We start from the raw sequence: 22,839 nt of genomic DNA on the forward strand, positions 1-22,839 counted from the left end.
GTTATGTAACTAATTGAATACAAGTCAATTAATAAATTGTTAATTCGTGAAAGTTGTTTTAATAATATACCTCAATATGAGAATAGTGCAATGTTTTTAGGAAAACTACAAGAGAAAGTTTAAATAATCCTATCAAAAAAGTAGACTAATTTTTCGGTCAGAATTTTATTTGGGTAGAAATGATTAAACTGAAGCTATGAATAGTACAAAAAGCTAAAAAACAGTAGAAAATGCCTATTTTTAAGTCTATAAGTAAATAAATAATTTATCAGGGATAATTCATAAAAATTTATTTCTTTCGCATAAAAATTGTGTTGTCAAAAACATGCTTAGCATTAAGAATTTTCTGAAAAGTTATAATAATCATAGGATTTTAGAGATAGAGGAGTTAGAAATTCCGGAAGGTATTCATTGGTTTAAGGGTAATAATGGCTCTGGTAAATCGACACTTTTCAGATCGATTGCTGGTATTTTACCCTATAGAGGTGAAATATTATTCAACGGTTTGGACTGCCGTAAAGATGTAGTGGCTTACCGGTTATTAGTAAACCTTAGTGAAGCTGAGCCTATGTATCCTGACTATTTAAGTGGGTACGATTTACTAAAATTTATTGCCGACGCAAAAAGAACTCCGACGGAACAGTTAAATCATTTAGCTGAGAAATTGAGTGTAAGCCAATACTGGAAATCACCAATCGGCACTTATTCGAGCGGTATGCAAAAGAAAATATCTTTGCTTTCGGCGTTTTTAGGCAACCCGAGGTTAATAATGCTTGATGAACCACTGATAACTATAGATGACCGCAGTGTACAAGTTGTTTATGATTTAGTAAAAGATTATTACGAAAACCTTGGTGTAAGTTTTTTATTATCCTCACATCAGGATTTTCGTTTCGAGAAATTAGCCATTAAAAATATGTATCTTGTACAGAATCAGGCCGTAAAACTGCAATGAAAAGTTTATTCAGAATATTTAATCTGACAATTATTAAAGAATATTACAGACAGAATGCAGTATTCATCTTTGCAGTCATGCTCTTTGCCTTTGGTTTTTTAAGAGCTGTTGAGCATATTACATTCATAAAAAACGCATTAAAATATTCTTCTTTATTGGGGTTTATATTTGTAGCATGGGCATTGCATGCCCTTAAAGTTATTTTATTTACCTTAAGATTGCTTGAATCTAAGCAAAATGAATTTCTGTTTCATGCAAGATTATTTTCTCTACCGAAAAGATTTCTTGCATTTTGTCTTTTACAATTCAGTCTGATTCAAATGACTTTTCTATATTCACTTGCCATGATAAAATTTGGTATTGAAGACAAGAGATGGTGGCAAGTTGGGTATATTATAGTTTTTAATATAGCGTTAATATTAATAGGCGCTTTATTTTATGAATACAGAATAAGAAGACCAAATTCGGAGCAGATAAGAAATAAACCCATTCAAAAATTTATTTCGCGCTTTCAGACTCCAGCTTACTTTTTTTTTGTCAGATACCTTTTTTCGAAACAACCGGTTTTGTTGTTATTAACAAAATTATTTTGTTGCCTTGTGCTCACAGGTATTTGTAATCTTTACCCAACAGATGATTATGATGAAAGGCTACTGGCTTTAGGAGGCTTATTTGTGGCGGCCGGGCATACAGTATTCTGTCAGCAATATTTCATATTTGAAAATAGATTTTTATTAATTACCAAGAACCTGCCACTCGGTTATTACAAGCGGTTATTAAATTATTTATTGACATATTTTATACTTTTATTACCTGAGATAGTTGTATTAATCAGAAACTTACCCGATGGCACAAGCTATCTGTTTATAAGTTTTCTGTTAATATTCGTCTTATCATTGATATTCCTTAATCATCATGTTCAATATATCAACAATATTTCACACGATGCTTTTATGCAAAGATTGTTTTTTACAGGGATTCTCTTTTTAGTATTGATAATGTTTAAGATTCCTGTAATTTTGATGGCTCTTATTAATTTTTTAATCGCTGCATTCGTTTTCAGGAAGCATTATTTTTTGTCAGAATTCAATCCATAACACTATGATTCGCATATTTGCTTTATTATTATTTATCACTGCCAATACATTTGCCCAGGGTCCATTCAGAATATCAGCGGAGGTTCAAGATCCGACAGAAAAAAGAGCTATTTTAGTCCTTCACCGTGATTGGGTAAGCGCTGAAGAAGAATATGAATTAACTTTGAATAACGATAACAGATTTAGTTTTATCACCACCCTTAAAGACCTTGCCTATATAGATTTTTATTATGGAGATCAGAGTCTGCATTTCTGGATTGTAGAGCCTAACGATGAGATAACACTTAAATTTAATCCTAAAAACTTCTGGAAAACCTTACAGGTAACCGGGCAGGGTTCAGAAAAAGGGAAATATTATACCGAGCATCAGAATAAATTTGAAATAGTTAATGACTGGGAATTACAAGTTGAAACTTGGAGAAGACTTCCATTGAAAGCTTATTTTGAAAAATTAGATGAAGAACAGGCAAAGCAGATTGATTTTTTAGAGAATTATCAGAATTTATCTCAGAACTTCAAAGATACCCGTAAAGCAGATATTACAGGTACAATTCAGAATTACAAAGTTGAAACTCTCTCAAGCGAAAAATATGCCTCCTGGTCCCAAGATAGTATCAGAAATAATCTGAAAATGGGAGAAATTCCACCAGTTGCACAAGCGGCTTCTTTGGAATATGGCAATACTTATCTTAATCTGATAGATTTATTTATTGCCAAAGAAGCGGTTCGGAAGAAAAAAAATCTGACTGAAGCCGATGAATATAATTTTATAAAATCGCTCTATTCTAAAAAACAAATTTCTCAGGAATTAGCCGAACGTGTATTGGGCTTTAAACTGCAAAATGCAATTGAAGCTAATGGTGCTATTGGGAAGATTTTGACTCCGGCGTATGATTATTTGGCTTTTGTCCAGAATAAGGCATATAAAAACTATATCAACCAACTCATTAATCTGCAAAGAACTTTAGCTAAAGGCTCACCTGCCAAAGATTTTTCTTTAAAAGATATAGATGGTAAGGAAATTTCATTAAAGGATTATAAAGGGAAAGTGATATATCTTGATTTCTGGGCAAGCTGGTGTGGACCTTGTATTTTTGATATGAAATTTGCAGAAAAGATAAAAGAGCATTTTAAGAATAAAGATGTGGTATTTATTCAGATTTCGATTGATAATGAAACTGAGTGGAAAGAAGCTGTGAAATTGTATGAGTTGAAAGGCATTAACGTTCGGACAGATGATAATAGTGCGATAGTAAAGAATTACGCTGTTTCTGGAGTTCCTTCTTATTTTCTGATAGATAAAAATGGCAATTTCGCTGTCTCAAAAGTCGTTGATCCAAGCGATGAAGAGGGTAAAACATTAATACAGCAGATTGAAGAAGTATTAGCCAGAAATGAATAGTTTACCGGGAACTTATTAACCTAATGAAGTCTTTATAATAACTCTTACAAATAGGGATATGCAAGGTTGAGTCTGGTGAAAAAGGCTTGTTATCAGAAGAAGGAAAAAAGGCCATGGAAATTTCTAATTTTGTAAAAAAACGGAATGGATTATTGGTTAAGGATGCCACGAAAATCTATGGTTTTTACCACCAGGCTGAGGGCATGAACGAATCAGAAATGACAAAATGGTTCTTTGGAGTCAATTTCTATTCGAATGAATTTCAGAAATTGTCAATTTTCCCTGCTGATTTATAAAGATGGATGCTGTATTGATAGTAGCACAGAAACAACGATATGTGTAAAATAGAATTGATCGAGCAAAAGCCAATGGTTTTAAGAAGGTGGTGGTTGATATGTAATGTTTTATAGTTTGAGTAATATTTAAAAGTAAACCTTCTTGTACAGGTTTGCTTTTTATTTTAAAAAGCGAGATTAAAAATTAATTTATTCGATAGAAAAGGTAAGAATAGTTTGAGCCATCAAGAAAATGTGAAATACTTAGGTATTTTTAATGAGAAATTTAGGCTTAAACCATCAATTACTCCCATTTTTTAGCGTTCTTTGCGGTATATATAGATGTAAAACTTTTTGTATGCTACACTCAATGACTGGTTTTGGCTCGGCAACCCTCGAGAATGCCAAAATCTCTGTTACCGTCGAAATAAAATCGCTCAACTCAAAATTTTTTGATATTTACTGCCGTATCCCAAGAGGTTATTCAGAACGTGAAGTCGAAATAAGAAACATACTTACGCAGGAGTTGGAAAGGGGCAAAGTAGAATTTATGATGACCATTACTGCTAAAGATGAAGCTGCGGCATCTACTGCGGTTAATCGTGCGCTGGTGAAAGCGTATTTTAAAGATTTAAAAGAAACTTCTATTGAATTAGGGTTTGAACCAAGCCCAACAGAAATACTTAGAATGGCAACCATGATGCCTAATGCGTTTAATACTGATGGTTTAAGTGAGGCAGATGCGCAGGAAGAGTGGGGTTTAATTAAAAGTGCAGTTACATTAGCTATTGCCAAATGTAAGGAATTTCGCCTGCAAGAAGGTAAAAATACCGAGAATAAATTCAGAGAGTATATTGAAAGTATTGATGGCTTGTTAGCACAAGTAGAAGAGCAAGCACCTAAGCGTATTCCGATGGTGCGTGAGCGAATTGAAAAAGCCGTATCAGAATGGATTCAAAATGAAAACTTCGATAAAAACCGCTTTGAGCAGGAATTGATTTATTATGTTGAAAAATTTGACATTTCGGAAGAAAAAGTACGCCTAAAAAACCACCTTGAATATTTTATTAAAGAGCTGAAAACGGCTTCTAATGGTAAACGCTTAAATTTTATTGCTCAGGAAATCGGCAGAGAAGTGAATACGATTGGTTCTAAAGCAAATGATTCGATTATTCAGCGATTAGTTGTGCAGATGAAAGACGAATTGGAAAAGATTAAAGAACAAACAATGAATATTGTTTAAAATTCTCTTTACTTTTGTGCCAAATTATTAAGAAATTACAGGTTTTTTTACTGATTTCATATATTTTTTACCAATACTCTAAATTATTATGAGCCAAATTGTTCGAGTACACGCCAGACAAATTCTTGATTCAAGAGGAAACCCTACTGTTGAAGTAGATATCCTAACCGACAACGGTTATTTGGGACGTGCCGCTGTACCTTCAGGTGCCTCAACAGGTGCACATGAAGCAGTTGAATTAAGAGATGATGATCCTAAAACTTACGTAGGTAAAGGTGTATTGAAAGCCGTTGCGAACGTAAATAATACAATAGCCCCTGAAATTTTAGGAGCAAATGTTTTTGAGCAAGGATTGATTGATAAAATCATGATTGAGCTTGATGGCACGCCAAATAAAGGCAATTTAGGAGCCAACGCTATTTTAGGTGTTTCGTTGGCAGTAGCCAAAGCGGCTGCTTTTGAAGCAGGTTTATCATTATTCCGTTATTTAGGCGGGGTAAATGCTAATACTTTACCAGTGCCAATGATGAATATCTTAAATGGTGGCTCTCATGCAGATAACTCAATAGATTTCCAGGAATTCATGGTAATGCCGGCTAAAGCTGATTCTTTTTCACGAGCGCTTCAAATGGGTACTGAGATTTTTCACAACCTGAAAAAAGTTTTGAAGTCGAAAGGTTATTCAACTAACGTAGGTGATGAAGGTGGTTTTGCACCAAACATAAAATCGAACGAAGAGGCTATCGAAATTGTATTGCAATCAATCGAGAAAGCGGGTTTCAAACCGGGCGAAGATGTATTTATTGCAATGGATGCGGCTGCTTCTGAATTCTACAATGCAGAAACAGGATTGTACACCTTCAAGAAATCAGATGGTAAACAATTGAACTCTTCTGAAATGGCAGGATATTGGGAAACCTGGGTAAATAAATATCCGATTATCTCTATTGAAGATGGTATGGCAGAAGACGATTGGGGTGGCTGGGCTGAACAAACCAGATTGATTGGTGACAAATGCCAGTTAGTAGGCGATGACCTGTTTGTAACCAACGTAACACGTTTACAGGAAGGTATAGACAAAGGTATTGCTAATGCTATCCTTGTTAAAGTAAACCAGATTGGTTCGTTGACTGAAACCATCAATGCAGTTAATTTAGCACATAGAAACAAATACAAGAGCATCATGTCTCACCGTTCAGGTGAAACAGAAGACTCAACTATTGCTGACTTGGCAGTAGCATTGAATACAGGGCAAATCAAAACCGGGTCGGCTTCACGTTCAGACCGTATGGCTAAATACAACCAGTTACTTCGTATCGAAGAAGAATTAGGCGAATTGGCTTATTTCCCTGGGTTGAAGTTCTGATACCTGATAAATAAATAATCAAAAAGCACCGGGCAATAAAAATTGTTCAGGTGCTTTTTGTTTTTTTGCTTTGAATATTTATTTTTGACACAAATTCGTGCTTTAACTATTTCCTAATTCAAATCTTTGGGCTAAACATTACGTTTATTCAAAGAGGCCAATCTTTATATGTCTATGAAAATCTACATCCCTGCTTTTCTTCACAAGTACCGTTTTTATGTACTTACTACTTTCGGTTTATTAATCTGGATCGCTTTTTTTGACGGCAGTAATTTTATCGCTCAGTTTCGACTCTGGCAAAAGTACCGTGAACTCGAAAATGAAAAAGAATACTATGTGGATGCCCTGAAAAAAGTGAAGCAAGAAGAAAAAGAAGTAATGGGCAATGCCGATGCAATGGAGAAATTCGCCCGTGAAAAATACCTGATGAAAAAGACTGGAGAAACTGTTTTTGTGATAGTTGATGAAAATAATCAATCTGTCGAAAAAGAAGAGTAATCAAAAGAGCCTTCAAGCACGCACTTAAAGGCTCTTTAATTTATCTGATTTCTACTCTTGCTGTCTTTTGACCGGAGGCGTTTCGAATAGCCACTTGTTGTGCTAAAGCCTCTGCTGTAGATTTGAATGCTTCGCTGGTTATAGGTTCGTTATCCATCATAACCGGACGCCCCTCATCACCACCTTCTCTAATGCTCTGAACAATTGGGACTTGTCCTAATAATGGTACATTATATTTATCTGCCATGTCTTTTCCTCCATCTTTCCCAAATAAGAAATACTTATTGTCGGGCAATTCAGCAGGGGTGAAGTAGGCCATGTTTTCTACAATGCCTAATATTGGTACATTGATTTGTGGTTGGCGGAACATCGAAATACCTTTATTTACGTCAGCTAATGCCACTTTCTGGGGAGTAGTAACTACAACTGCACCAGTAAGCGGAACCGTCTGAACCAGTGTTAAATGTATATCACTTGTTCCCGGAGGGAGATCAATTAATATATAATCCAATTCGCCCCAGTCTACATCGCCAAAAAATTGACGCAATGCCTGACTTGCCATAGGTCCACGCCAGACAACAGCACTATCAGGAGGGGTAAGAAAACCAATAGATATCATCTTTATGCCATATTGCATAATAGGTGAAATCATATTTTTGCCATTTTTCTGTGAAATCAATGGCTGCATACTTTCTGCTCCAAACATCAAAGGAATGGAAGGCCCGGAAATATCGGCATCAATAATACCTACCTTTGCCCCTGATTTTTTCAGTGCCATGGCTAAATTGACGGTGACTGTCGATTTACCAACACCACCCTTACCGGATGAAATAGCTATAATATTTTTTACACCATCTAAGAGGGGAGCGTTATTTCTGATAGAAGTAACGTCTGCCGTCATATTGATAGTTACCTGTATATCTTTACTAAGCAAATTATGAATGGCGTCTACGCAGCTTTTTCTGATAAGCTCTTTTAATGGGCAGGCTGGGGTAGTGAGAACGACTGTAAATGAAACTTGATTGACTCCGACAACAATGTCGCGAATCATATTAAGCGTAACCAGATCTTTTTTTAAATCCGGCTCTTCAACCGTACTTAGGGCTTGTAGTATTTTTTCTTTGGTGATAGTAAATTCTCCCATGCAATGGTAATTAATTCGTAAATACTTTGTCGTACCTCTCTAACAACAAGGAAAGCAGATTTTTAGTTTATTGTTTTTCCTTTTAAGACTGCTATTTCAGAGCCTTCGGCTAATAGGACAGAAGTAGGAGTAATGTTTTTTAAAAAAGCAAAATTATCCCCATAAAGTTCACTGAAATGGCATTTTATAGAATAATCTCTTAAAGGATAAACATTCCAGCGTGGGTGTGTTACCTCATACTCGTTAGTCTTTTTATCAGAATATCTGGCATAGCCCCAGTAATGTTCAGTAATAAATTCTTCTTCACTATCAGGCAAAATGGCATGTGATTGATTACTTGCACTGGCTTGCAGGTAATTCCAGCCACTTCGTGATTTCCAGGAATATTTTACAAATAGCTGCGAATCGCTTTCGGATATTTCGTGCTTACATCGATGCGTTGCATAATTTTCGTTATAGACTGTATTTGCTACAAGCGTAATCATAAACTTGGGCACAATTTCTTTTATAAAAACCACACCTCTTTTCCACTCTCCATTATCATTATAGCGCACATAAAACCGCAGATTCACTTCTTCAAAATTCGTGTGAAAAGGAAATTTAATACCCAACACTTTGGTCTCTACAAAAAGGAATCCTACCAGACTTACATAGCAGCGGTTATTCCACAAATCTAATTCAGTTTTATAGGGCAGATACTTTTTTAGAATTTCCGGTGAAACCTCATAATTAACCATGAGTAGTTTTCTCCATTGGGCATCCAAAAAAGTAGTTTTTCCAGAAGATTTCTCTTGCATTGCCGAGACTAAGGATAGATTAATACAAAAACTGACATATCTCCTCACAAAGATAAGTAAGGATATGTCAGTTTTTGTAATTGTATAGTAAAAATTAAGCCGCTACCAATTGAGAACGCACCTTTTCTTTCTCGCTTGATACATCAAATTTATCACTGAACCCATCTAATTTCTCCAGCAAGTCTGCCAAGAACTTTTGATGAGCGGGTGTGTCGGTCTGGATAGGACGGTGATTTAATGACATTCTTACCTTATACCATTCTTTCAGAAAGCTATTGAGATCTTCAGTAAAATAAGTTTCAGAGAATTTTTCAAAGATGTACTTTTCTGCTTGCTCGTTAGGGTGAATCATATCAGCTTTATAGAAACGGTAATCCCGTAAATCGTCCATCATGATTTCATAACTTGGGAAATAATGAACATCGGGGTAGTCCTGTTCCATGTGATAACATGCGGTACGAAGAATACTTTTACTGACGGAGTTGAGCTGTAAGGTTTCTCGTGTATGCCTTACCGGACTAACAGTCAGTAAAATTTTAATTTTATTATTGTGCATTTTTAATAACTCATACATTGAGCGGAAACGCATAATAATATCTTTTATACTTAGTATATCTTTCTTGAAGTTAGAAGCAGGTGCTTTGTGGCAATTGGCTACTGCAAGTCCATTTTCTTTCAGTTGATGTACAATGGCAGTACCTAATGTAATAATCAAGAAGTTAGCTTTTCTTAAAAACTGCTGCGCTTTTTTATTGGTTTGATTCAATAAACTTTCTAATTCTTCTCTTGAACCGGCAAAAAACTTTGAATGGTAATCGTAATGCTGCCAAATACCTGAATTTTCTACCATCAGATGTTTGTAAACAGGTTGATTTTGCAGACTATTGCTGACTAATTTGAAAATTGAAGAAGGATTAAAAACAGTCCCGTAGGGATTACATAAGCATTGAATCTTATTATCAGCTAATTGACTTCCAATGACCTCGGAAAAACAAGAACCAACAGTCATTATTCTGGAGTCAGTGCCGATACGGAAGCGAGAAGGACTCACTTCAATTTCAGTACGGAATTCCATTTCTTTATACTTTATTAGGGGTTAGTTTTAGGGACAGTTAAGTATTTGATAATCAACTATTTGCGAAAGTATATTTTTCAATTGATACTCGCAAACTTTTTCTGAAAAAAAGATTAAAAATAATATTCAGGAGAAGATTCCTTAAACTATTGTATATATACTAAGAAATAATTGCAAAATTTATATTATAATCTATTATCCAGAACCAGTCTCAGTCAATTCCCATATCTCTCTGTACCAAACTACCTTTTTATTAATAGATACTTTAATTAATAGCGAATTTTCACAACTATTTATTGCATTCCACTACTCAAGAATTGATTAAATGGCAAAAGCCTCATTATTTTATTTAGAATAAAGCCATAAAAAAATCCATGGCTTTAATTAGATGTAAGATTGACTTTTAAGAATTATAATTTCAATTTATAAGTAAGTTGGAATGTAAAGTCATCTAAATCTTTATCCGAAAACTCTTGAGAAATAAATCCTCCGATTGTGAAAGTATTCTTTTTATTGATTTTGTAGCTAACTTCCGATTTGTATCTGATCTCATCGAATTCTTCTCCCATTCTATAAAATAAGTCAGCCGATATAGCCGGGGTAAATTTAGTTTTGTTCGGGTAAGAGAGTTCGGCTCTATTTCTCAGATAGCTTTTGTCATTTTCGAGCGTACCATTATCGTCCTTAAATTGATTCTGATAACGTAAGCGGTAAGCAAACTTCAGGAATGCAATTTTATGGTCATAGATAAGATTTGCATAAAAACGATGATAGGGTTTAAAAATGTGAATCTCTTCTCCTTTATCATACTTCCTACGCGTAATGAAACGGTAAAATGTCATAATTTCCCAATGCTTATTGAATTTATACCCCGCACCTAATTCAGCGATGTAAGCATTTGAAGTAGTAAGATTATTATTTATACGCCATTGAATATCTGCCTCTAAAGATATTTTCTTGGTAATACTTTTGCTTGCATTAATGCCCGCCCAGAGATTAGTACTTCTTTCCTGTGAAAATCCAAAAAGGGGTAGTAAAAGAGTTATAAGAAAAAAGTAATTTTTCAATGATAGAAACAACAGAAATTCACAATTAATAAATGGGTTTTGTATGTGTACACGAATTGGCAGTTTTTTCATTTTTTTATGTAAATGGTTGTTATTACTTCATAGACGATAGATGACTATTATTGGTAACAAAGTAGACGAAATTTGCTTAATTATTCAGATTATATAATCCCGATCATCATATCATTATAAAAATAATCCTTATTGATTATCTACACAAATGGCATAGTAATATACAGATTATCTTTTTTCTGCTTTTACTTATATCATTCTGTATTAGTTTAAGGTTTGATATTTTGTACCTTAAACTCTCCTAAATGAAATTCCTTAAACGCTACTCGATATGGCTTCATATTATTGGTTGGATAGTTTTTGTTATTATGCCTTTTTTGACAATACCTAATGGTAATTTTAATGCTTTTCGCCAGGCTAATTTTCAGTCATTTGTTATTTCTCAATTAATTAATGACATTATGCTGATAGCTATTTTTTATTTCAATCTGAATTTCCTTACACCAACACTGTTTATCCGGAAAAATATTGCAGCCTTTGTCTCGTATATGGTTGCCATTTTTATTTTGATGCTATTGCTTAATAAATTTACTTTTGACACTTTCGTAAAACCTAATTTTCAAAGATTTCCCCGATCTGATATACAAGTGTTTCAGCATAGAGAATCTCCAAGATTTTTATTTATTCCCTTCCCATTCTTTTTCAGAACAACATTGTCTTTTTCTTTAGTCATATTAGCGAGTTCACTATTAGCTCTTATAAAAGAACATGGTATTCATAAAGAGGAGAAGCAGCAGATAGCATTAGAAAAAACCGCAGCAGAATTAGCGGTATTAAAATTACAAATCAGCCCGCATTTTTTGTTTAATACACTTAATAATATCCGTTGGTTAGCCAGACAAAAATCAGATAAGACAGAAGACTCTGTTGTAAAATTGTCTCAATTGTTAAGATACATGATTTATCAGGCCAAAAATGATAAAGTATCATTAACGCAGGAAATTAATTACCTGAAGAATTATATTGAATTACAGAAAATGAGACTTGCTGAAAAGAATGAAGTAAGGTTTACCTATGTGGGAGATATTAAACAGTGGAACATCGAGCCGCTTTTGTTTATACCGTTTGTAGAAAACGCTTTTAAATATGGTTTACACAGCCAACAAGAAAGTCTTATTGAAATAATTCTTAAAGTTGAAGGTAGTACACTCAACCTCTTTGTTAAAAACCCCGTCTTTGCCAATAACTCCCTTTCAGATGCAGAAGATTCAGGTATTGGTATCCAGAATGTTGAAAAACGTTTAATGTTACATTATCCTGAAAGACATGAGTTGAACATCGTGAATATAGGAGGATATTTTAGTATAGATTTAACCATAATACTAACAGATGTTGAACCAACCGAGTAACGAAAAAGTCAGGTGTATAGCTGTTGAAGATGAACCATTTGCCTTACAAATAATAGCAGATGATATTAGGAAAATACCATTTCTTGAATTAGTAAAAGTATTTTCTAATGCCATTGATGCCCAAAATTTTTTAAATGAAAATACGATTGATTTAATTTTTCTTGATATTCAGATGCCCACCCTTACGGGCATTCAGTTTTTAAAAAAACTTGAATACGTGCCAATGGTGATTTTTACGACTGCTTATGAGCAATACGCACTTGAAGGCTATGATTTAAGTATCCTTGATTATTTGTTGAAGCCAATACCTTTTGAGCGTTTTTTAAAGGCAGCAAATAAGGCTTATGAACTACATTTGCTAAAACTAAGAGAAATAAAACCAGTTGAAAATGAAGAGCGTCTATTTTTCTTTATCCATTCTGAATACAAGCAGATAAAAATATTTTATGATGAGATTTTATATATTGAAGGCTTAAAAGATTATGTAAAAATATTCACCAAAACTTATGCTAAACCTATCCTTACCAGACTGAATCTGAAAACAATTGAAAATAAGCTGGCTAACGATCAGTTTTGTCGGGTACATCAGTCATATATTGTTTCATTAGATAAAATTGTATCTTTTCAAAAGACAAAACTTATGATTGCTCAACAGGAAATTCCGATAGGAAGAAGTTTTATTGATACATTCAGAACAAAATATCAGGATAGCTAAACGGTAATAGCCAATACTTAATCTACACAAATCTTATGATTCTCTACACTTCACAAAAGACAGGCATCTGAAATTGTGGCGTTTGCGTCCTTAGCAATGAACAGACCAAATCGCCTATATGAGAAAAAGACTATCCTACTTTTCATTAATTGTAATATGGATTTGCCTTGCAGAGGAAGCCTATGCACAGAATTCAAAAAAATCGACTGTAAATAACCCGATAATCAAAGATGAATTTTTTAACAACATTCCTTTAGCCAATGTTCTGGCAGAGATGGAAAAAAAGTATCCAATTAAAATAGTATATGATAAGATTGAACTAAAACCCTACAATATTACCTATTGGTTTGCTAATGAAACCTTTCAGGAAGGGTTGAAGGCTATCTTCAAAAAACTGCCATTGAAATTTTATCTGGATGAAAACGATGTAATACATATAGTAGGTAAAAGTAAAAAAATTGAGACAATAGCTGATTTTAAATTCGAGGGACAGCCAATTAAAATCGATTTTACATTAACCGGCAGGGTAGTTGATGCTACCAATGGAGAGAACCTGCCATTTGCTACTGTAACTATTAAAAACGCCAAAACTGGTAGCCAGACTAACGTTGATGGATATTTTACTTTGCTAAAAGTGCCGTCAGATACAGTTACACTTGAAGTAAGCTATGTAGGTTTTGTTACCCGCCAGTTTCATTTGAATCCAAAACTAAATATGGAAGATTTGAAAATTGAGATAGACCCGGCTACGGGCATACTGGAAGAGGTAACTATTACAGAAAAGAAAACAGAAGTGCTAAAAGCAAATGAAGTAGTGGGTATGATTAAAATGACTCCACGCAATATTGCCAGATTACCTAATGTTGGTGAAAGAGATCCTTTCCGGGCTTTTCAGCTTATGCCGGGTGTGAGTGCATCAAATGAATCGTCTTCAGGTTTATATGTAAGAGGAGGAACTCCAGACCAGACTCTGGTTTTATATGATGGCTTTACCGTTTATCATGTTGATCATCTTTTCGGCTTCTTTTCTGCCTTTAATTATAATGCTATCAAAGATATTCAGCTTTATAAAGGTGGGTTCGATGCCAAGTTTGGAGGAAGAATTTCGGCTGTTGCAGAGATAACAGGGAAAGAAGGCAACAAAAAAGAATTTAATGCTGGAGCCGATGTGAGTCTGCTAAGTGCCAACGGATATATTGAAACACCAATTGGCGATAAATGGACTTTTTTAATAGCTGCACGTCGTTCGTGGAAGGGGCCACTTTATAAAAAACTATTTGAAAGATTTACTTCCGAAAATACCAACCAGAATACACCAATGGGTAACTTACCTGGCGGCACAGGTCGGAATCCGTTTGGTTCTTTCGGTCAAGAGCAAGTAGCAAGTTCTTATTTCTATGATTTAAATTCAAAACTTACTTTTCGTCCTACTAAAACTGGTATCCTTTCACTGAGCCTTTACAATGGTACTGACAATATGGATAATTCGAGTAGTTCAAGTCTGACAGGTTTCGGCCGGCCGGGAGGAGGGGGAGGATTTGGAGGAAGGGGTTTTAATACTGCGACAAATGATATTTCTAACTGGGGGAATTTAGGAGGAAGTCTGAAATGGTCAAGACAATGGAATGAGAAGTTCTATAGTAATGCTTTAATTAGTTATTCAAACTATTATAGTAACCGGGATAATAGTCGTTTGATGACCATTACCAGAGATAGTGTAGATACAGATGTGCGAATAGGGCAAATTGAAGATAATAGTTTAACTGACATTACTGCCAAAGTAGATTTTGAATGGAAGCCAATACCGAATAACCAGTTTGATTTTGGTTTACAGGCTACGAGAAATACTATTAGATATACGTACAGCCAGAATGATACTATTAAAGTTCTTGATAGAGATGATACAGGAAACCTTTATACGGCTTATATTCAAGACCAGGTAAGGGTTTTTGATGCCAGACTACATATTAATCCGGGTATCAGAATGACGTATTTTAGTGTGACTCAAAAGAGTTATTTTGAGCCGAGAATCTCAGCCAATTTCAATGTTAGTCCTAAACTTAAACTAAAAGGAGCGGCAGGCATCTATTACCAGTTTGTGAAGCAAATTAATCGTGAAGATATTTCACAAGGGAACCGGAATTTCTGGGTATTATCTAATTCTACAACACTTCCTGTTACACGTTCAAAGCACCTGATAATTGGGGGTAGCTATGAAACTTCCGATTACTTGTTTGATGTTGAATTCTACCAGAAAAAAAGTACAGATATTACGGAATACACGCTAAGATTTGTACCTCAGCTAAACAGGATGTTGGCGGCCAGTGAAACTTTTTTCAATGGTGATGAAACTATTAACGGTGTAGACGTTTTAGTACAAAAGAAATTTGGTGATTTTAATGGCTGGATAGGCTATACTTTAGCAGAAGCTAAACGCAGTATTGCAGCTTTTTCAGATAAGCCCTATTATTCAGACCAGGATGTAAGGCATCAGTTTAAAATCATAGGTTCGTACAAATACAAGAAATGGGATTTTGCGGCTACCTGGATTTATTCAAGCGGCCGCCCTTATACTTCTATTTTAGGAGCCTATCAGGTTACACTTTTAGACGGAACTGTCAGAAATTTCACTAACCCATCTGATAAAAACGCTAATCGTTTCCCTGCTTATCATCGGATGGATATTTCAGCAACATACAATTTTAGCCCAAGATTTAATATAGGTTTTTCAGTTTTCAATTTATACAACCACACCAATGTATGGTATAAGAGATTTCAGGTAATTACGGATGATGATTTGACAGTATTACAAACAACAAATGTTAATTACCTTGGTTTTACCCCTAATGTAACGGTATCGTGGAAACTCAAATAAGCCTTTAAGACAATGATAAAGATATTTAATATTCTATTTATTTTACTGATTCAGACCTTTATTTCCAGTTGTACGGATACAAATGATGTTGTAAACCCGGGAGAGAAACCTATAGTAGAAGCTTACCTTGCACCCGGACACTCGGTTAGCCTGAAAGTTTTTACTGAAATACCTTATGCCGAAACATCGGAAGGTGTTTCGGAGCCTATAGATGGACTCACGATAAAGATTACAGGTAGTAACGGGAAAATATTCAGTCTGAAATCTATTGGAAGTGGTTTATACACTTCAGATAGTAATGAAATAATAGAAGGAGCACCAAGCAAATATAAAATGGAGTTTGAATATAAAGGCAGAATTGTTAGTGCGGAAACAGAAATTCCTGAAAAACCCGCTGGCTTTAATATCAGTACTCATCAGATATACCGAACACAGGTGGATTTATCGAATGGGGGTTTCCCCGGAGGACCGGGCGGAGGCTTTGGTGGAATTGATAATACACCTGTTGAATTATCATGGAGTAATCCTGAAAATGTTTATCACTTTATAGCGGTAGAAAATACTGAAAAAGAACCACAACAAATTATTATTCCACCAACCGGATCTGAGTTTCCTGCTTTCAGATTCAGATTTACGAACGAGCCTTTGTTAGGAACTCATAATAATATTCAACCCCAAAGTCTTGAATATTTCGGAAATTATGATGTGATATTATATCGGATTAATCCAGATTACTCGGCGTTGTATCAGTCAAGTGGTACAACAACTCAGAATTTAAGTACGCCTCCTTCAAGTATAACAAATGGTTTAGGGATTTTTACGGGTATTAATGCTGATACATTAAAACTCAATGTAGGGAAAAATTAAAGCTTTTTAATAGGTATATAGATAGATACTGGGTTGGTAAATAGCGTTGCCAGCCCTTTTATCTTTATGAAATTATTAAGAAAAGGTTCTGGAAATTAATGGTAGTTTTTTATAAGAATTGCAAATCTATGATTTACTTTGTGAAAGATACAGAAAAAAGATTTTCTGTTGATAGATTCAATTTTCAACCAATAAAACCTGCACCAATTACTATGAAATTAAGTTTTATTTTTCTCATTTGTGGCTTCATGTTAGCTTCCACAGCTTTTTCCCAGAAAAATACGCCCATTAATGTGGCAACCTACAACCTACGATATAATACAGCTAATGATGGAGTAAATGCCTGGCCCAACAGGAAAGAATTTGTAAAGGCGTTAATCAATTTTCATGAGTTTGATATTTTTGGAACACAGGAAGGCTTACGCGGACAATTGAATGATATTGCAGAATTGAAGGATTTTACTTTTTTAGGAGCAGGACGTGATGATGGCAAAGAGGCTGGAGAGCATTCGGCTATTTTTTACAGAAAAGAAAGATTCAAAGTCTTAAAATCCGGGAATTTCTGGTTGAGCGAAACACCGGAAAAACCGGGTAAAGGCTGGGATGCTACCTGTTGCAACAGAATATGTTCATGGGCTAAATTTAAAGACCTTAAAACAAAAAAAGACTTTTATTTCTTTAGTGTTCATTTTGACCACCAAGGCGTTGAAGCCCGCCGTCAATCAGGAAAATTGATGGTAACAAAGATACAGGAAATAGCCACTGATGCACCTGTGATATGTGTAGGGGATTTGAATTCTTTGCCAGATACTGAACAAGTGAAGGAAATCCAGACTATTTTGAACGATTCACGAAGCGTAAGCGAAATGCCGCCATATGGCCCGGAAGGAACATTCAATGCCTTTAAATTTGATGCTCCTATGAAAAATAGAATTGATTATATTTTTACTGATAAACGAATTAGCGTTTTGAAATATGGTGTTTTGACTGATGCAAAAGACCAACGCTATCCGTCTGACCACCAACCAGTGGTTATAAAAGCAGTAATCAACTAATTATCAGAACAATTTTGTTAGATGGTTATTTTCATCAATTGAAAATAACCATTTTTTTATTCATGGAGTTTGCATTAAGCCCAAATATTTGTTTCATGAGTTTTTCTTTTTGCACTTCAATTAACATTATTTCTCTTTTAATTTTATCTGCTTTTAGAAGAATTATGTATTACTTAATGATAAGGAGTAGCAGTTCAAGGAAAATATTATTCATTGTCAAACTTCTGCCAAAGCCTTATAATGAATATTTGAGATTTAATTTGCCAATGCTTCTAACGAACATAATTAGAAAGATGAAGTAACAATCTGGTGTTGTATTGGTTATATAGATAGCTTTTGTTAAGGGGTATGTACCAGAATAATTTGACTAATTACCTTTTTTGTGTTTTATCAAGAATAATTTCACCTCAAAAGCGAGAAATCTCTTTCTGTACAGAACTTTTTCAATATCAAGTATCTGAAATTATTAAGTAAGAATAGCATAGAGTGCAGTTTTTTTCAAACCCTGTTATTCAATAACTAATTTTATTACTCTGATTCAAAAATAGTTTATCTTCCAACTTTTAATATTATTTACCATGAAAAACAATAATTATAACCAGTTATTTTTTATGTTGACTCTGTCATTTATTATCATGTATGCTGTAATGTTTTTAAATGTAAGTCAACTTAATCATATTTATGTGAGTACTACCAGATTTTATATGGCCTTACTTATGACTTTACCAATGGGCATCTTGATGTTACTCTTCATGTCTAAAATGTATGGAAATAAGAAATTAAATAGTATAATTATTTTGATTTGTATTATTGGTTTTGGCATTACTTTAACATTTTTAAGAAAACAAACATTTATTGAGGATAAACAATATATGAAAGCAATGATCTCGCACCATTCCTCTGCCATTTTGACCAGCGAACATGCCCAAATTAAAGATAAGGAATTAAGAAAGCTTGCTGACGAAATAATAGAAGGTCAAAAAAAGGAAATAACACAGATGAAAGAAATTTTAGATAGGATGGATAAAGAAAATTAATAAAGTTGTCTTGGATATTCGTTATGATTATTCAATATAGATAATTGGCTTTATAGAATAAATGGGTAGATTTTTGAAAAAACTGTAAGGTTGATAAAATCAAGTTATTTTGCTCACTAAGCTGTAACAAATTTTTACTTTTGTGTGTTATAAATTACCCGTTCAATGATTCAACCCTTCATGTCTATCATCGTCTCCGGACATGAAAAAAACCTTAAAAATCTTCCTTAGGTGTAGAGACAGCACCTTTTGTAGGAAGTGATAGACTAATGAAAAAAACAATCTTAGCCCTAAGCGTAGCAATCTGTGTATTTCTGCTTACCAGTGCCTTTTTTGATAATAACCCCAGAATTGTTAAAATCAAGCCTGACGATAATAATGGCGGTATTACATTGGCTTCCGGGTTTAGTGCGGTAGTGGTTTCTGAAGCTACTGGTAAAGCCCGACATATTAAGGTATTACCCAATGGCACAATTTATATCAAAAACAGCAATGCTAAAGATGAGAAAGGAATTACTGTATTGAGAGATACTAATGGTGATGGTAAAGCTGATGAAACTGAATATTTTGGTAATTATGGAGGTACAGGGATAGACATTCATAATGGGTACCTGTATGCATCTTCAAATTCAGAGGTATTCCGATATAAATTAGATGCTAACGGCAATGTAATCGATAAGAAAAATCCGGAAACAGTTATTACCGGATTACCCGATTTAAAACAACATGAATCTAAACCTTTTACATTTGATCAGAGTGGCAATATTTATGTAACTATTGGTGCGCCATCGAACGTTTGTCAGGAGAAAGACCGTCAGAAAGGGTCACCAGGTATGAATCCTTGTCCATTATTGGAAAAAAATGGGGGTATCTGGCAGTTTAAAGCAGATAAACTCAATCAAAAACAAGAAGATGGCATACGTTTCGCCACAGGTATTCGTAATGCTGTTGCTCTTGATTGGGACTCAAATACCAAAACTTTGTATGCCTTACAGCATGGGCGAGATATGTTGTTTCAACATTTTCCTGAAATGTTTTCAGCAGAAAAAGGTGCTGAACTGCCTGCCGAAGAGTTCCTGTCTGTAAAAAAGAACGATGATTTCGGTTGGCCATACAGCTACTATGACCTTGAGAAAAAACAAATGATGTTGTGTCCAGAATATGGTGGCGATGGTAAGAAAATCTATACAAAAGCTAAAAAGCCTATTATGGGATTCCCCGGCCATTGGGCGCCCAATGATGTATTATTTTATCATGGAAGCCAGTTTCCTGCTAAGTATAAAAATGGAGCATTTATCTGCTTCCATGGTTCATGGAACCGTGCTCCACTAAATCAGGCTGGATATTTTGTGGCTTTTGTACCTTTCAAAAATGGAATTCCATCAGGCCCTTATGAGGTATTTGCTGAGAACTTTGCAGGCGGTGCTGAAATCAAGAGCCCTGGTGATGCAAAAGCCCGACCGATGGGGTTAGCCGAAGGTCCTGATGGCTCACTGTATATTACCGATTCAGTTAAAGGAAAAGTCTGGAGAGTAATGCATAACCAGTAGTATTTTAAATGGAGGAAAACCTTAAGGAAACAAGACCTGTAAGGTTTTATTTTTTATCAATTCATGAAAAAAGGAGTAGTAGTTATTTTAGTTTTATGTATCCAGACCGCCATTGCTCAAACACCAAAATTATTAGATGGCAAAGGAGTTTATACTCAATATTGTTTACCTTGTCATCAGGAAGATGGAACAGGTGTACCTAACCTCAACCCTCCATTAAGAAAATCTGACTGGGTAAACGGAGACAAAAACCGGTTGATAAAAGTGATTTTAGAGGGTTTGGAAGAAGAAATTGAAGTAAATGGTGAAAGCTATAATAGGGTAATGGCAGCGCATAATTTTCTGACAGATAAACAAGTTGCTGATGTGCTTACTTACATCAGGTCTAATTTTGAAAATACTTCTGATGCTATTAAAGAAGAAGAGGTGAAATCTTTGAGAAAGAAAAAACCATAGATTTTAGAATAGGGCTTTCCATATTTTTTATTTCTGACTTAATTTTATTCTTGCACAACATAGATGGCGTCTAAGTTTCTCCCAAAACCATCGTAATCTAAACCATAACCTATTACAAATTTATTTTCGATTTCAAAACCTATATAATCGACCTTTAAAGGTACTTTTAGCGCTTCAGGTTTATATAGTAATGTCAGGATTTTGATTGAAGCCGGTTTTTGAGAGGCTAACTGGCCAAGTACTTCCTGCATAGTCATGCCTGTATCTACAATATCTTCCACAATAATTACATGTCTGTTTCTGATGTCTTCTTTTAATCCCAATATCTGTTTTACTTCTCCCGTTGATGTAGTACTTTGATAAGAAGCAACTCTAATGAAGGTTACTTCACATTCAATTTCGATTGATTTAAACAGGTCTCCTATAAACATAAAAGAGCCGTTTAAAACGCCGATCAATAAGGGATTTTTTCTGTCATAATCTTTGTTCAATAATTGGGCAAGTTCTTTTATACGCGCTTGAAGAAGTTGTGATTCAATGAAAGGAACAAAGTTTTTGTCTTTGATTTGTTTCATAAATAATTAATGGTAAACAAACATTGCCTGTATAACGGTTGCAATTTAGTAATTTTGGTGGATAAAAATAATTTTAAGAAAATTTTAAGTTTTACAATTTTGTTTTTGTTCCCTTCGTTAATCTGAAAAATTGATAGAAATGAAATTAAAATATAGCTGGTTGATTTTGCTGTTGGTGGTGCAGGTAGCTGAGGCACAATTCTCGTGGTTCGGTGGTAGTACCAAGAAAAAACATCATGAGGTATTGTTAGCGAACCGCGCTATTCAGATAGAAACTACACAGGCCATTAATAATATGTACAATTTTAATTATGATGAAGCTGAACGCGATTTTAAATGGCTTATAGTGAAGTATCCTGAGCATCCGATCGGGTACTTCTTAATTGGTCTGAATGAATGGTGGAAAATTTTACCGGATAGTAAAAATGAGCAATATGATGATGCCTGTTTCTATAATATGGACAAGGCTATTGACCTGGCGGATGATATGTTAGATGATGACAACGAAGACAAAGAGGCAGCGTTTTTTATGGCTGCTGCTTATGCTGTTAAAGGACGTTTGCATTCGGAGCGTGAAAACTGGATTAAAGCAGCATGGGCAAGCAAACAAGCTATGAAATATCTGGAAAAATGCCGAGGGTTTGGTGATTTTAGCCCTGAATTGGCAATTGGAGATGGGTTATATAATTATTATTCTAAATGGATTCCAGAAAATTATCCATCTTTGAAGCCCATGTTAGTATTTTTTAGAAAGGGTGTAAAAAATGAAGGAATTAAGCAATTGGAGTATGTAGCCCAGAATGCCTTCTATACTCGTATGGAGGCTAAATATTTTCTGATGCAGATTTATTCAATGGAAAATCAGCATCAGAAAGCCTACTATACGGCTTCACAAATGCATAGTATGTATCCTAATAATTCTTTTTTTCATCGTTATGCTGCTCGTACGGCATTCGTTTTGGGTAAAGCAGACGAAGCAGAGACTTTATCGCAAGAATTACTTAATAATGTAAATTCAGGGAAACCTGGTTATGAAGCTACTTCAGGTAGGTATGCAGCATATATATTGGCCTACATAAATATGAACTACCGCCATGATATGGCTAAGGCGAAGGAATACTATCAAAAAACGATTGATTTTGCCATACAAAGCAAGGTAAAAGATTCAGGTTATTTTTTAGGAGCCAATATAGCTTTGGGCAAAATGGCCGCTTCAGAAAAAGATTATACAAGAGCAATTCAATATTTTTCAATAGTAGTTGATAATGCTGAAAAAAAATCTGACAACTATAAAGAAGCAAAAAAACAAATAGATGAAATCAGGAAGTTGATGAAAACTCTAAAGAAGAAATAAATCAAAAGAGGAGGA

General features: G+C 34.6%; 21 protein-coding genes. 16 read left to right on the forward strand and 5 right to left on the reverse strand.

Going from position 1 to position 22,839, the window contains the following annotated elements:
* The first annotated feature begins 325 nt into the window (after nt 1–325).
* The 7 genes from H1R81_RS22910 (at nt 326) to H1R81_RS22940 (ending at nt 6,836) form a co-directional block, all read left to right on the forward strand.
* A complete protein-coding gene (locus tag H1R81_RS22910; protein WP_181843087.1) occupies nt 326–955 on the forward strand; it encodes an ATP-binding cassette domain-containing protein in 630 nt (209 codons plus the stop codon).
* Nucleotides 952–2,052: a hypothetical protein gene (locus tag H1R81_RS22915; protein ID WP_181843088.1), complete on the forward strand. Its 1,101-nt coding sequence runs from the start codon at nt 952–954 to the stop codon at nt 2,050–2,052. Before H1R81_RS22910 ends, H1R81_RS22915 begins: the two co-directional genes overlap by 4 nt.
* Before the next feature lie 4 nt (nt 2,053–2,056).
* Entirely contained in the window at nt 2,057–3,454 is a 1,398-nt protein-coding gene (locus tag H1R81_RS22920) for a TlpA disulfide reductase family protein (protein ID WP_181843089.1), read from the forward strand.
* A gap of 113 nt (nt 3,455–3,567) precedes the next feature.
* Nucleotides 3,568–3,750: a hypothetical protein gene (locus H1R81_RS22925; protein ID WP_181843090.1), complete on the forward strand. Its 183-nt coding sequence runs from the start codon at nt 3,568–3,570 to the stop codon at nt 3,748–3,750.
* Between the two features lie 337 nt (nt 3,751–4,087).
* A complete protein-coding gene (locus tag H1R81_RS22930; protein ID WP_181843091.1) occupies nt 4,088–4,972 on the forward strand; it encodes a YicC/YloC family endoribonuclease in 885 nt (294 codons plus the stop codon).
* Nucleotides 4,973–5,060: 88 nt separating this feature from the next.
* The gene (gene eno, locus H1R81_RS22935; RefSeq protein WP_181843092.1) at nt 5,061–6,338 is read left to right on the forward strand and encodes a phosphopyruvate hydratase; all 1,278 of its coding nucleotides are present in this window, start codon (nt 5,061–5,063) and stop codon (nt 6,336–6,338) included.
* 174 nt (nt 6,339–6,512) lie between these two features.
* On the forward strand, nt 6,513–6,836 hold the full coding sequence (locus H1R81_RS22940) for a septum formation initiator family protein (RefSeq protein WP_181843093.1): 324 nt from the start codon (nt 6,513–6,515) through the stop codon (nt 6,834–6,836).
* A gap of 40 nt (nt 6,837–6,876) precedes the next feature.
* Here the strand turns inward: H1R81_RS22940 and H1R81_RS22945 are convergent, their stop codons facing one another.
* From H1R81_RS22945 to H1R81_RS22960, 4 genes are all read right to left on the reverse strand, one after another.
* Nucleotides 6,877–7,980: an Mrp/NBP35 family ATP-binding protein gene (locus H1R81_RS22945; RefSeq protein ID WP_181843094.1), complete on the reverse strand. Its 1,104-nt coding sequence runs from the start codon at nt 7,978–7,980 to the stop codon at nt 6,877–6,879.
* 62 nt (nt 7,981–8,042) lie between these two features.
* The gene (locus H1R81_RS22950; protein WP_181843095.1) at nt 8,043–8,777 is read right to left on the reverse strand and encodes a YqjF family protein; all 735 of its coding nucleotides are present in this window, start codon (nt 8,775–8,777) and stop codon (nt 8,043–8,045) included.
* A gap of 94 nt (nt 8,778–8,871) precedes the next feature.
* Complete coding sequence (locus H1R81_RS22955; protein WP_181843096.1) at nt 8,872–9,852, reverse strand: GSCFA domain-containing protein; 981 nt, start codon at nt 9,850–9,852, stop codon at nt 8,872–8,874.
* A 410-nt stretch (nt 9,853–10,262) separates the two neighbouring features.
* A complete protein-coding gene (locus H1R81_RS22960; protein ID WP_181843097.1) occupies nt 10,263–10,991 on the reverse strand; it encodes a DUF2490 domain-containing protein in 729 nt (242 codons plus the stop codon).
* Nucleotides 10,992–11,236: 245 nt separating this feature from the next.
* Here H1R81_RS22960 and H1R81_RS22965 point away from each other — a divergent pair, with 245 nt between their 5' ends.
* The 8 genes from H1R81_RS22965 to H1R81_RS23000 all read left to right on the forward strand — a co-directional run bounded on the left by H1R81_RS22965 (nt 11,237) and on the right by H1R81_RS23000 (nt 20,895).
* Nucleotides 11,237–12,340, forward strand: a complete 1,104-nt coding sequence (locus tag H1R81_RS22965; RefSeq protein WP_181843098.1) for a sensor histidine kinase — start codon at nt 11,237–11,239, stop codon at nt 12,338–12,340.
* The gene (locus tag H1R81_RS22970) at nt 12,321–13,055 is read left to right on the forward strand and encodes a LytTR family DNA-binding domain-containing protein (RefSeq protein ID WP_181843099.1); all 735 of its coding nucleotides are present in this window, start codon (nt 12,321–12,323) and stop codon (nt 13,053–13,055) included. Before H1R81_RS22965 ends, H1R81_RS22970 begins: the two co-directional genes overlap by 20 nt.
* Before the next feature lie 118 nt (nt 13,056–13,173).
* Nucleotides 13,174–15,930 carry a TonB-dependent receptor domain-containing protein gene (locus tag H1R81_RS22975; protein ID WP_181843100.1) on the forward strand — a complete coding sequence of 919 codons (2,757 nt, stop codon included), beginning with the start codon at nt 13,174–13,176 and terminating at the stop codon, nt 15,928–15,930.
* Nucleotides 15,931–15,942: 12 nt separating this feature from the next.
* Complete coding sequence (locus H1R81_RS22980; protein WP_181843101.1) at nt 15,943–16,797, forward strand: DUF4249 family protein; 855 nt, start codon at nt 15,943–15,945, stop codon at nt 16,795–16,797.
* Nucleotides 16,798–17,009: 212 nt separating this feature from the next.
* Nucleotides 17,010–17,852, forward strand: a complete 843-nt coding sequence (locus H1R81_RS22985; RefSeq protein ID WP_181843102.1) for an endonuclease/exonuclease/phosphatase family protein — start codon at nt 17,010–17,012, stop codon at nt 17,850–17,852.
* Nucleotides 17,853–18,556: 704 nt separating this feature from the next.
* Nucleotides 18,557–18,889 carry a DUF305 domain-containing protein gene (locus H1R81_RS22990; protein WP_229251202.1) on the forward strand — a complete coding sequence of 111 codons (333 nt, stop codon included), beginning with the start codon at nt 18,557–18,559 and terminating at the stop codon, nt 18,887–18,889.
* A gap of 269 nt (nt 18,890–19,158) precedes the next feature.
* Entirely contained in the window at nt 19,159–20,439 is a 1,281-nt protein-coding gene (locus H1R81_RS22995) for a sorbosone dehydrogenase family protein (protein WP_181843104.1), read from the forward strand.
* 63 nt (nt 20,440–20,502) lie between these two features.
* Nucleotides 20,503–20,895 (forward strand): cytochrome c, encoded by a 393-nt coding sequence (locus H1R81_RS23000; protein WP_181843105.1) that lies wholly within the window; start codon nt 20,503–20,505, stop codon nt 20,893–20,895.
* Between the two features lie 44 nt (nt 20,896–20,939).
* Here the strand turns inward: H1R81_RS23000 and hpt are convergent, their stop codons facing one another.
* A complete protein-coding gene (gene hpt, locus H1R81_RS23005; RefSeq protein WP_181843106.1) occupies nt 20,940–21,470 on the reverse strand; it encodes a hypoxanthine phosphoribosyltransferase in 531 nt (176 codons plus the stop codon).
* Nucleotides 21,471–21,609: 139 nt separating this feature from the next.
* On the opposite strand from hpt, the gene H1R81_RS23010 reads away from it, so the two are divergent.
* A complete protein-coding gene (locus H1R81_RS23010) occupies nt 21,610–22,824 on the forward strand; it encodes a lipopolysaccharide assembly protein LapB (protein WP_181843107.1) in 1,215 nt (404 codons plus the stop codon).
* Nucleotides 22,825–22,839 lie beyond the last annotated feature (15 nt).

The organism is Emticicia sp. BO119 (assembly GCF_013912375.1).
GTDB lineage: Bacteria > Bacteroidota > Bacteroidia > Cytophagales > Spirosomataceae > Emticicia.

What these genes read in the sequence shown, in the direction of transcription:
- H1R81_RS22910 (WP_181843087.1), top strand. Translation starts at nt 326, where the DNA reads ATGCTTAGCATTAAGAATTTTCTGAAAAGTTATAATAATCATAGGATT.
- H1R81_RS22915 (WP_181843088.1), top strand. Translation starts at nt 952, where the DNA reads ATGAAAAGTTTATTCAGAATATTTAATCTGACAATTATTAAAGAATAT.
- H1R81_RS22920 (WP_181843089.1), top strand. Translation starts at nt 2,057, where the DNA reads ATGATTCGCATATTTGCTTTATTATTATTTATCACTGCCAATACATTT.
- H1R81_RS22925 (WP_181843090.1), top strand. Translation starts at nt 3,568, where the DNA reads ATGGAAATTTCTAATTTTGTAAAAAAACGGAATGGATTATTGGTTAAG.
- H1R81_RS22930 (WP_181843091.1), top strand. Translation starts at nt 4,088, where the DNA reads ATGCTACACTCAATGACTGGTTTTGGCTCGGCAACCCTCGAGAATGCC.
- eno (WP_181843092.1), top strand. Translation starts at nt 5,061, where the DNA reads ATGAGCCAAATTGTTCGAGTACACGCCAGACAAATTCTTGATTCAAGA.
- H1R81_RS22940 (WP_181843093.1), top strand. Translation starts at nt 6,513, where the DNA reads ATGAAAATCTACATCCCTGCTTTTCTTCACAAGTACCGTTTTTATGTA.
- H1R81_RS22945 (WP_181843094.1), bottom strand. Translation starts at nt 7,980, where the DNA reads ATGGGAGAATTTACTATCACCAAAGAAAAAATACTACAAGCCCTAAGT.
- H1R81_RS22950 (WP_181843095.1), bottom strand. Translation starts at nt 8,777, where the DNA reads ATGCAAGAGAAATCTTCTGGAAAAACTACTTTTTTGGATGCCCAATGG.
- H1R81_RS22955 (WP_181843096.1), bottom strand. Translation starts at nt 9,852, where the DNA reads ATGGAATTCCGTACTGAAATTGAAGTGAGTCCTTCTCGCTTCCGTATC.
- H1R81_RS22960 (WP_181843097.1), bottom strand. Translation starts at nt 10,991, where the DNA reads ATGAAAAAACTGCCAATTCGTGTACACATACAAAACCCATTTATTAAT.
- H1R81_RS22965 (WP_181843098.1), top strand. Translation starts at nt 11,237, where the DNA reads ATGAAATTCCTTAAACGCTACTCGATATGGCTTCATATTATTGGTTGG.
- H1R81_RS22970 (WP_181843099.1), top strand. Translation starts at nt 12,321, where the DNA reads ATGTTGAACCAACCGAGTAACGAAAAAGTCAGGTGTATAGCTGTTGAA.
- H1R81_RS22975 (WP_181843100.1), top strand. Translation starts at nt 13,174, where the DNA reads ATGAGAAAAAGACTATCCTACTTTTCATTAATTGTAATATGGATTTGC.
- H1R81_RS22980 (WP_181843101.1), top strand. Translation starts at nt 15,943, where the DNA reads ATGATAAAGATATTTAATATTCTATTTATTTTACTGATTCAGACCTTT.
- H1R81_RS22985 (WP_181843102.1), top strand. Translation starts at nt 17,010, where the DNA reads ATGAAATTAAGTTTTATTTTTCTCATTTGTGGCTTCATGTTAGCTTCC.
- H1R81_RS22990 (WP_229251202.1), top strand. Translation starts at nt 18,557, where the DNA reads ATGGCCTTACTTATGACTTTACCAATGGGCATCTTGATGTTACTCTTC.
- H1R81_RS22995 (WP_181843104.1), top strand. Translation starts at nt 19,159, where the DNA reads ATGAAAAAAACAATCTTAGCCCTAAGCGTAGCAATCTGTGTATTTCTG.
- H1R81_RS23000 (WP_181843105.1), top strand. Translation starts at nt 20,503, where the DNA reads ATGAAAAAAGGAGTAGTAGTTATTTTAGTTTTATGTATCCAGACCGCC.
- hpt (WP_181843106.1), bottom strand. Translation starts at nt 21,470, where the DNA reads ATGAAACAAATCAAAGACAAAAACTTTGTTCCTTTCATTGAATCACAA.
- H1R81_RS23010 (WP_181843107.1), top strand. Translation starts at nt 21,610, where the DNA reads ATGAAATTAAAATATAGCTGGTTGATTTTGCTGTTGGTGGTGCAGGTA.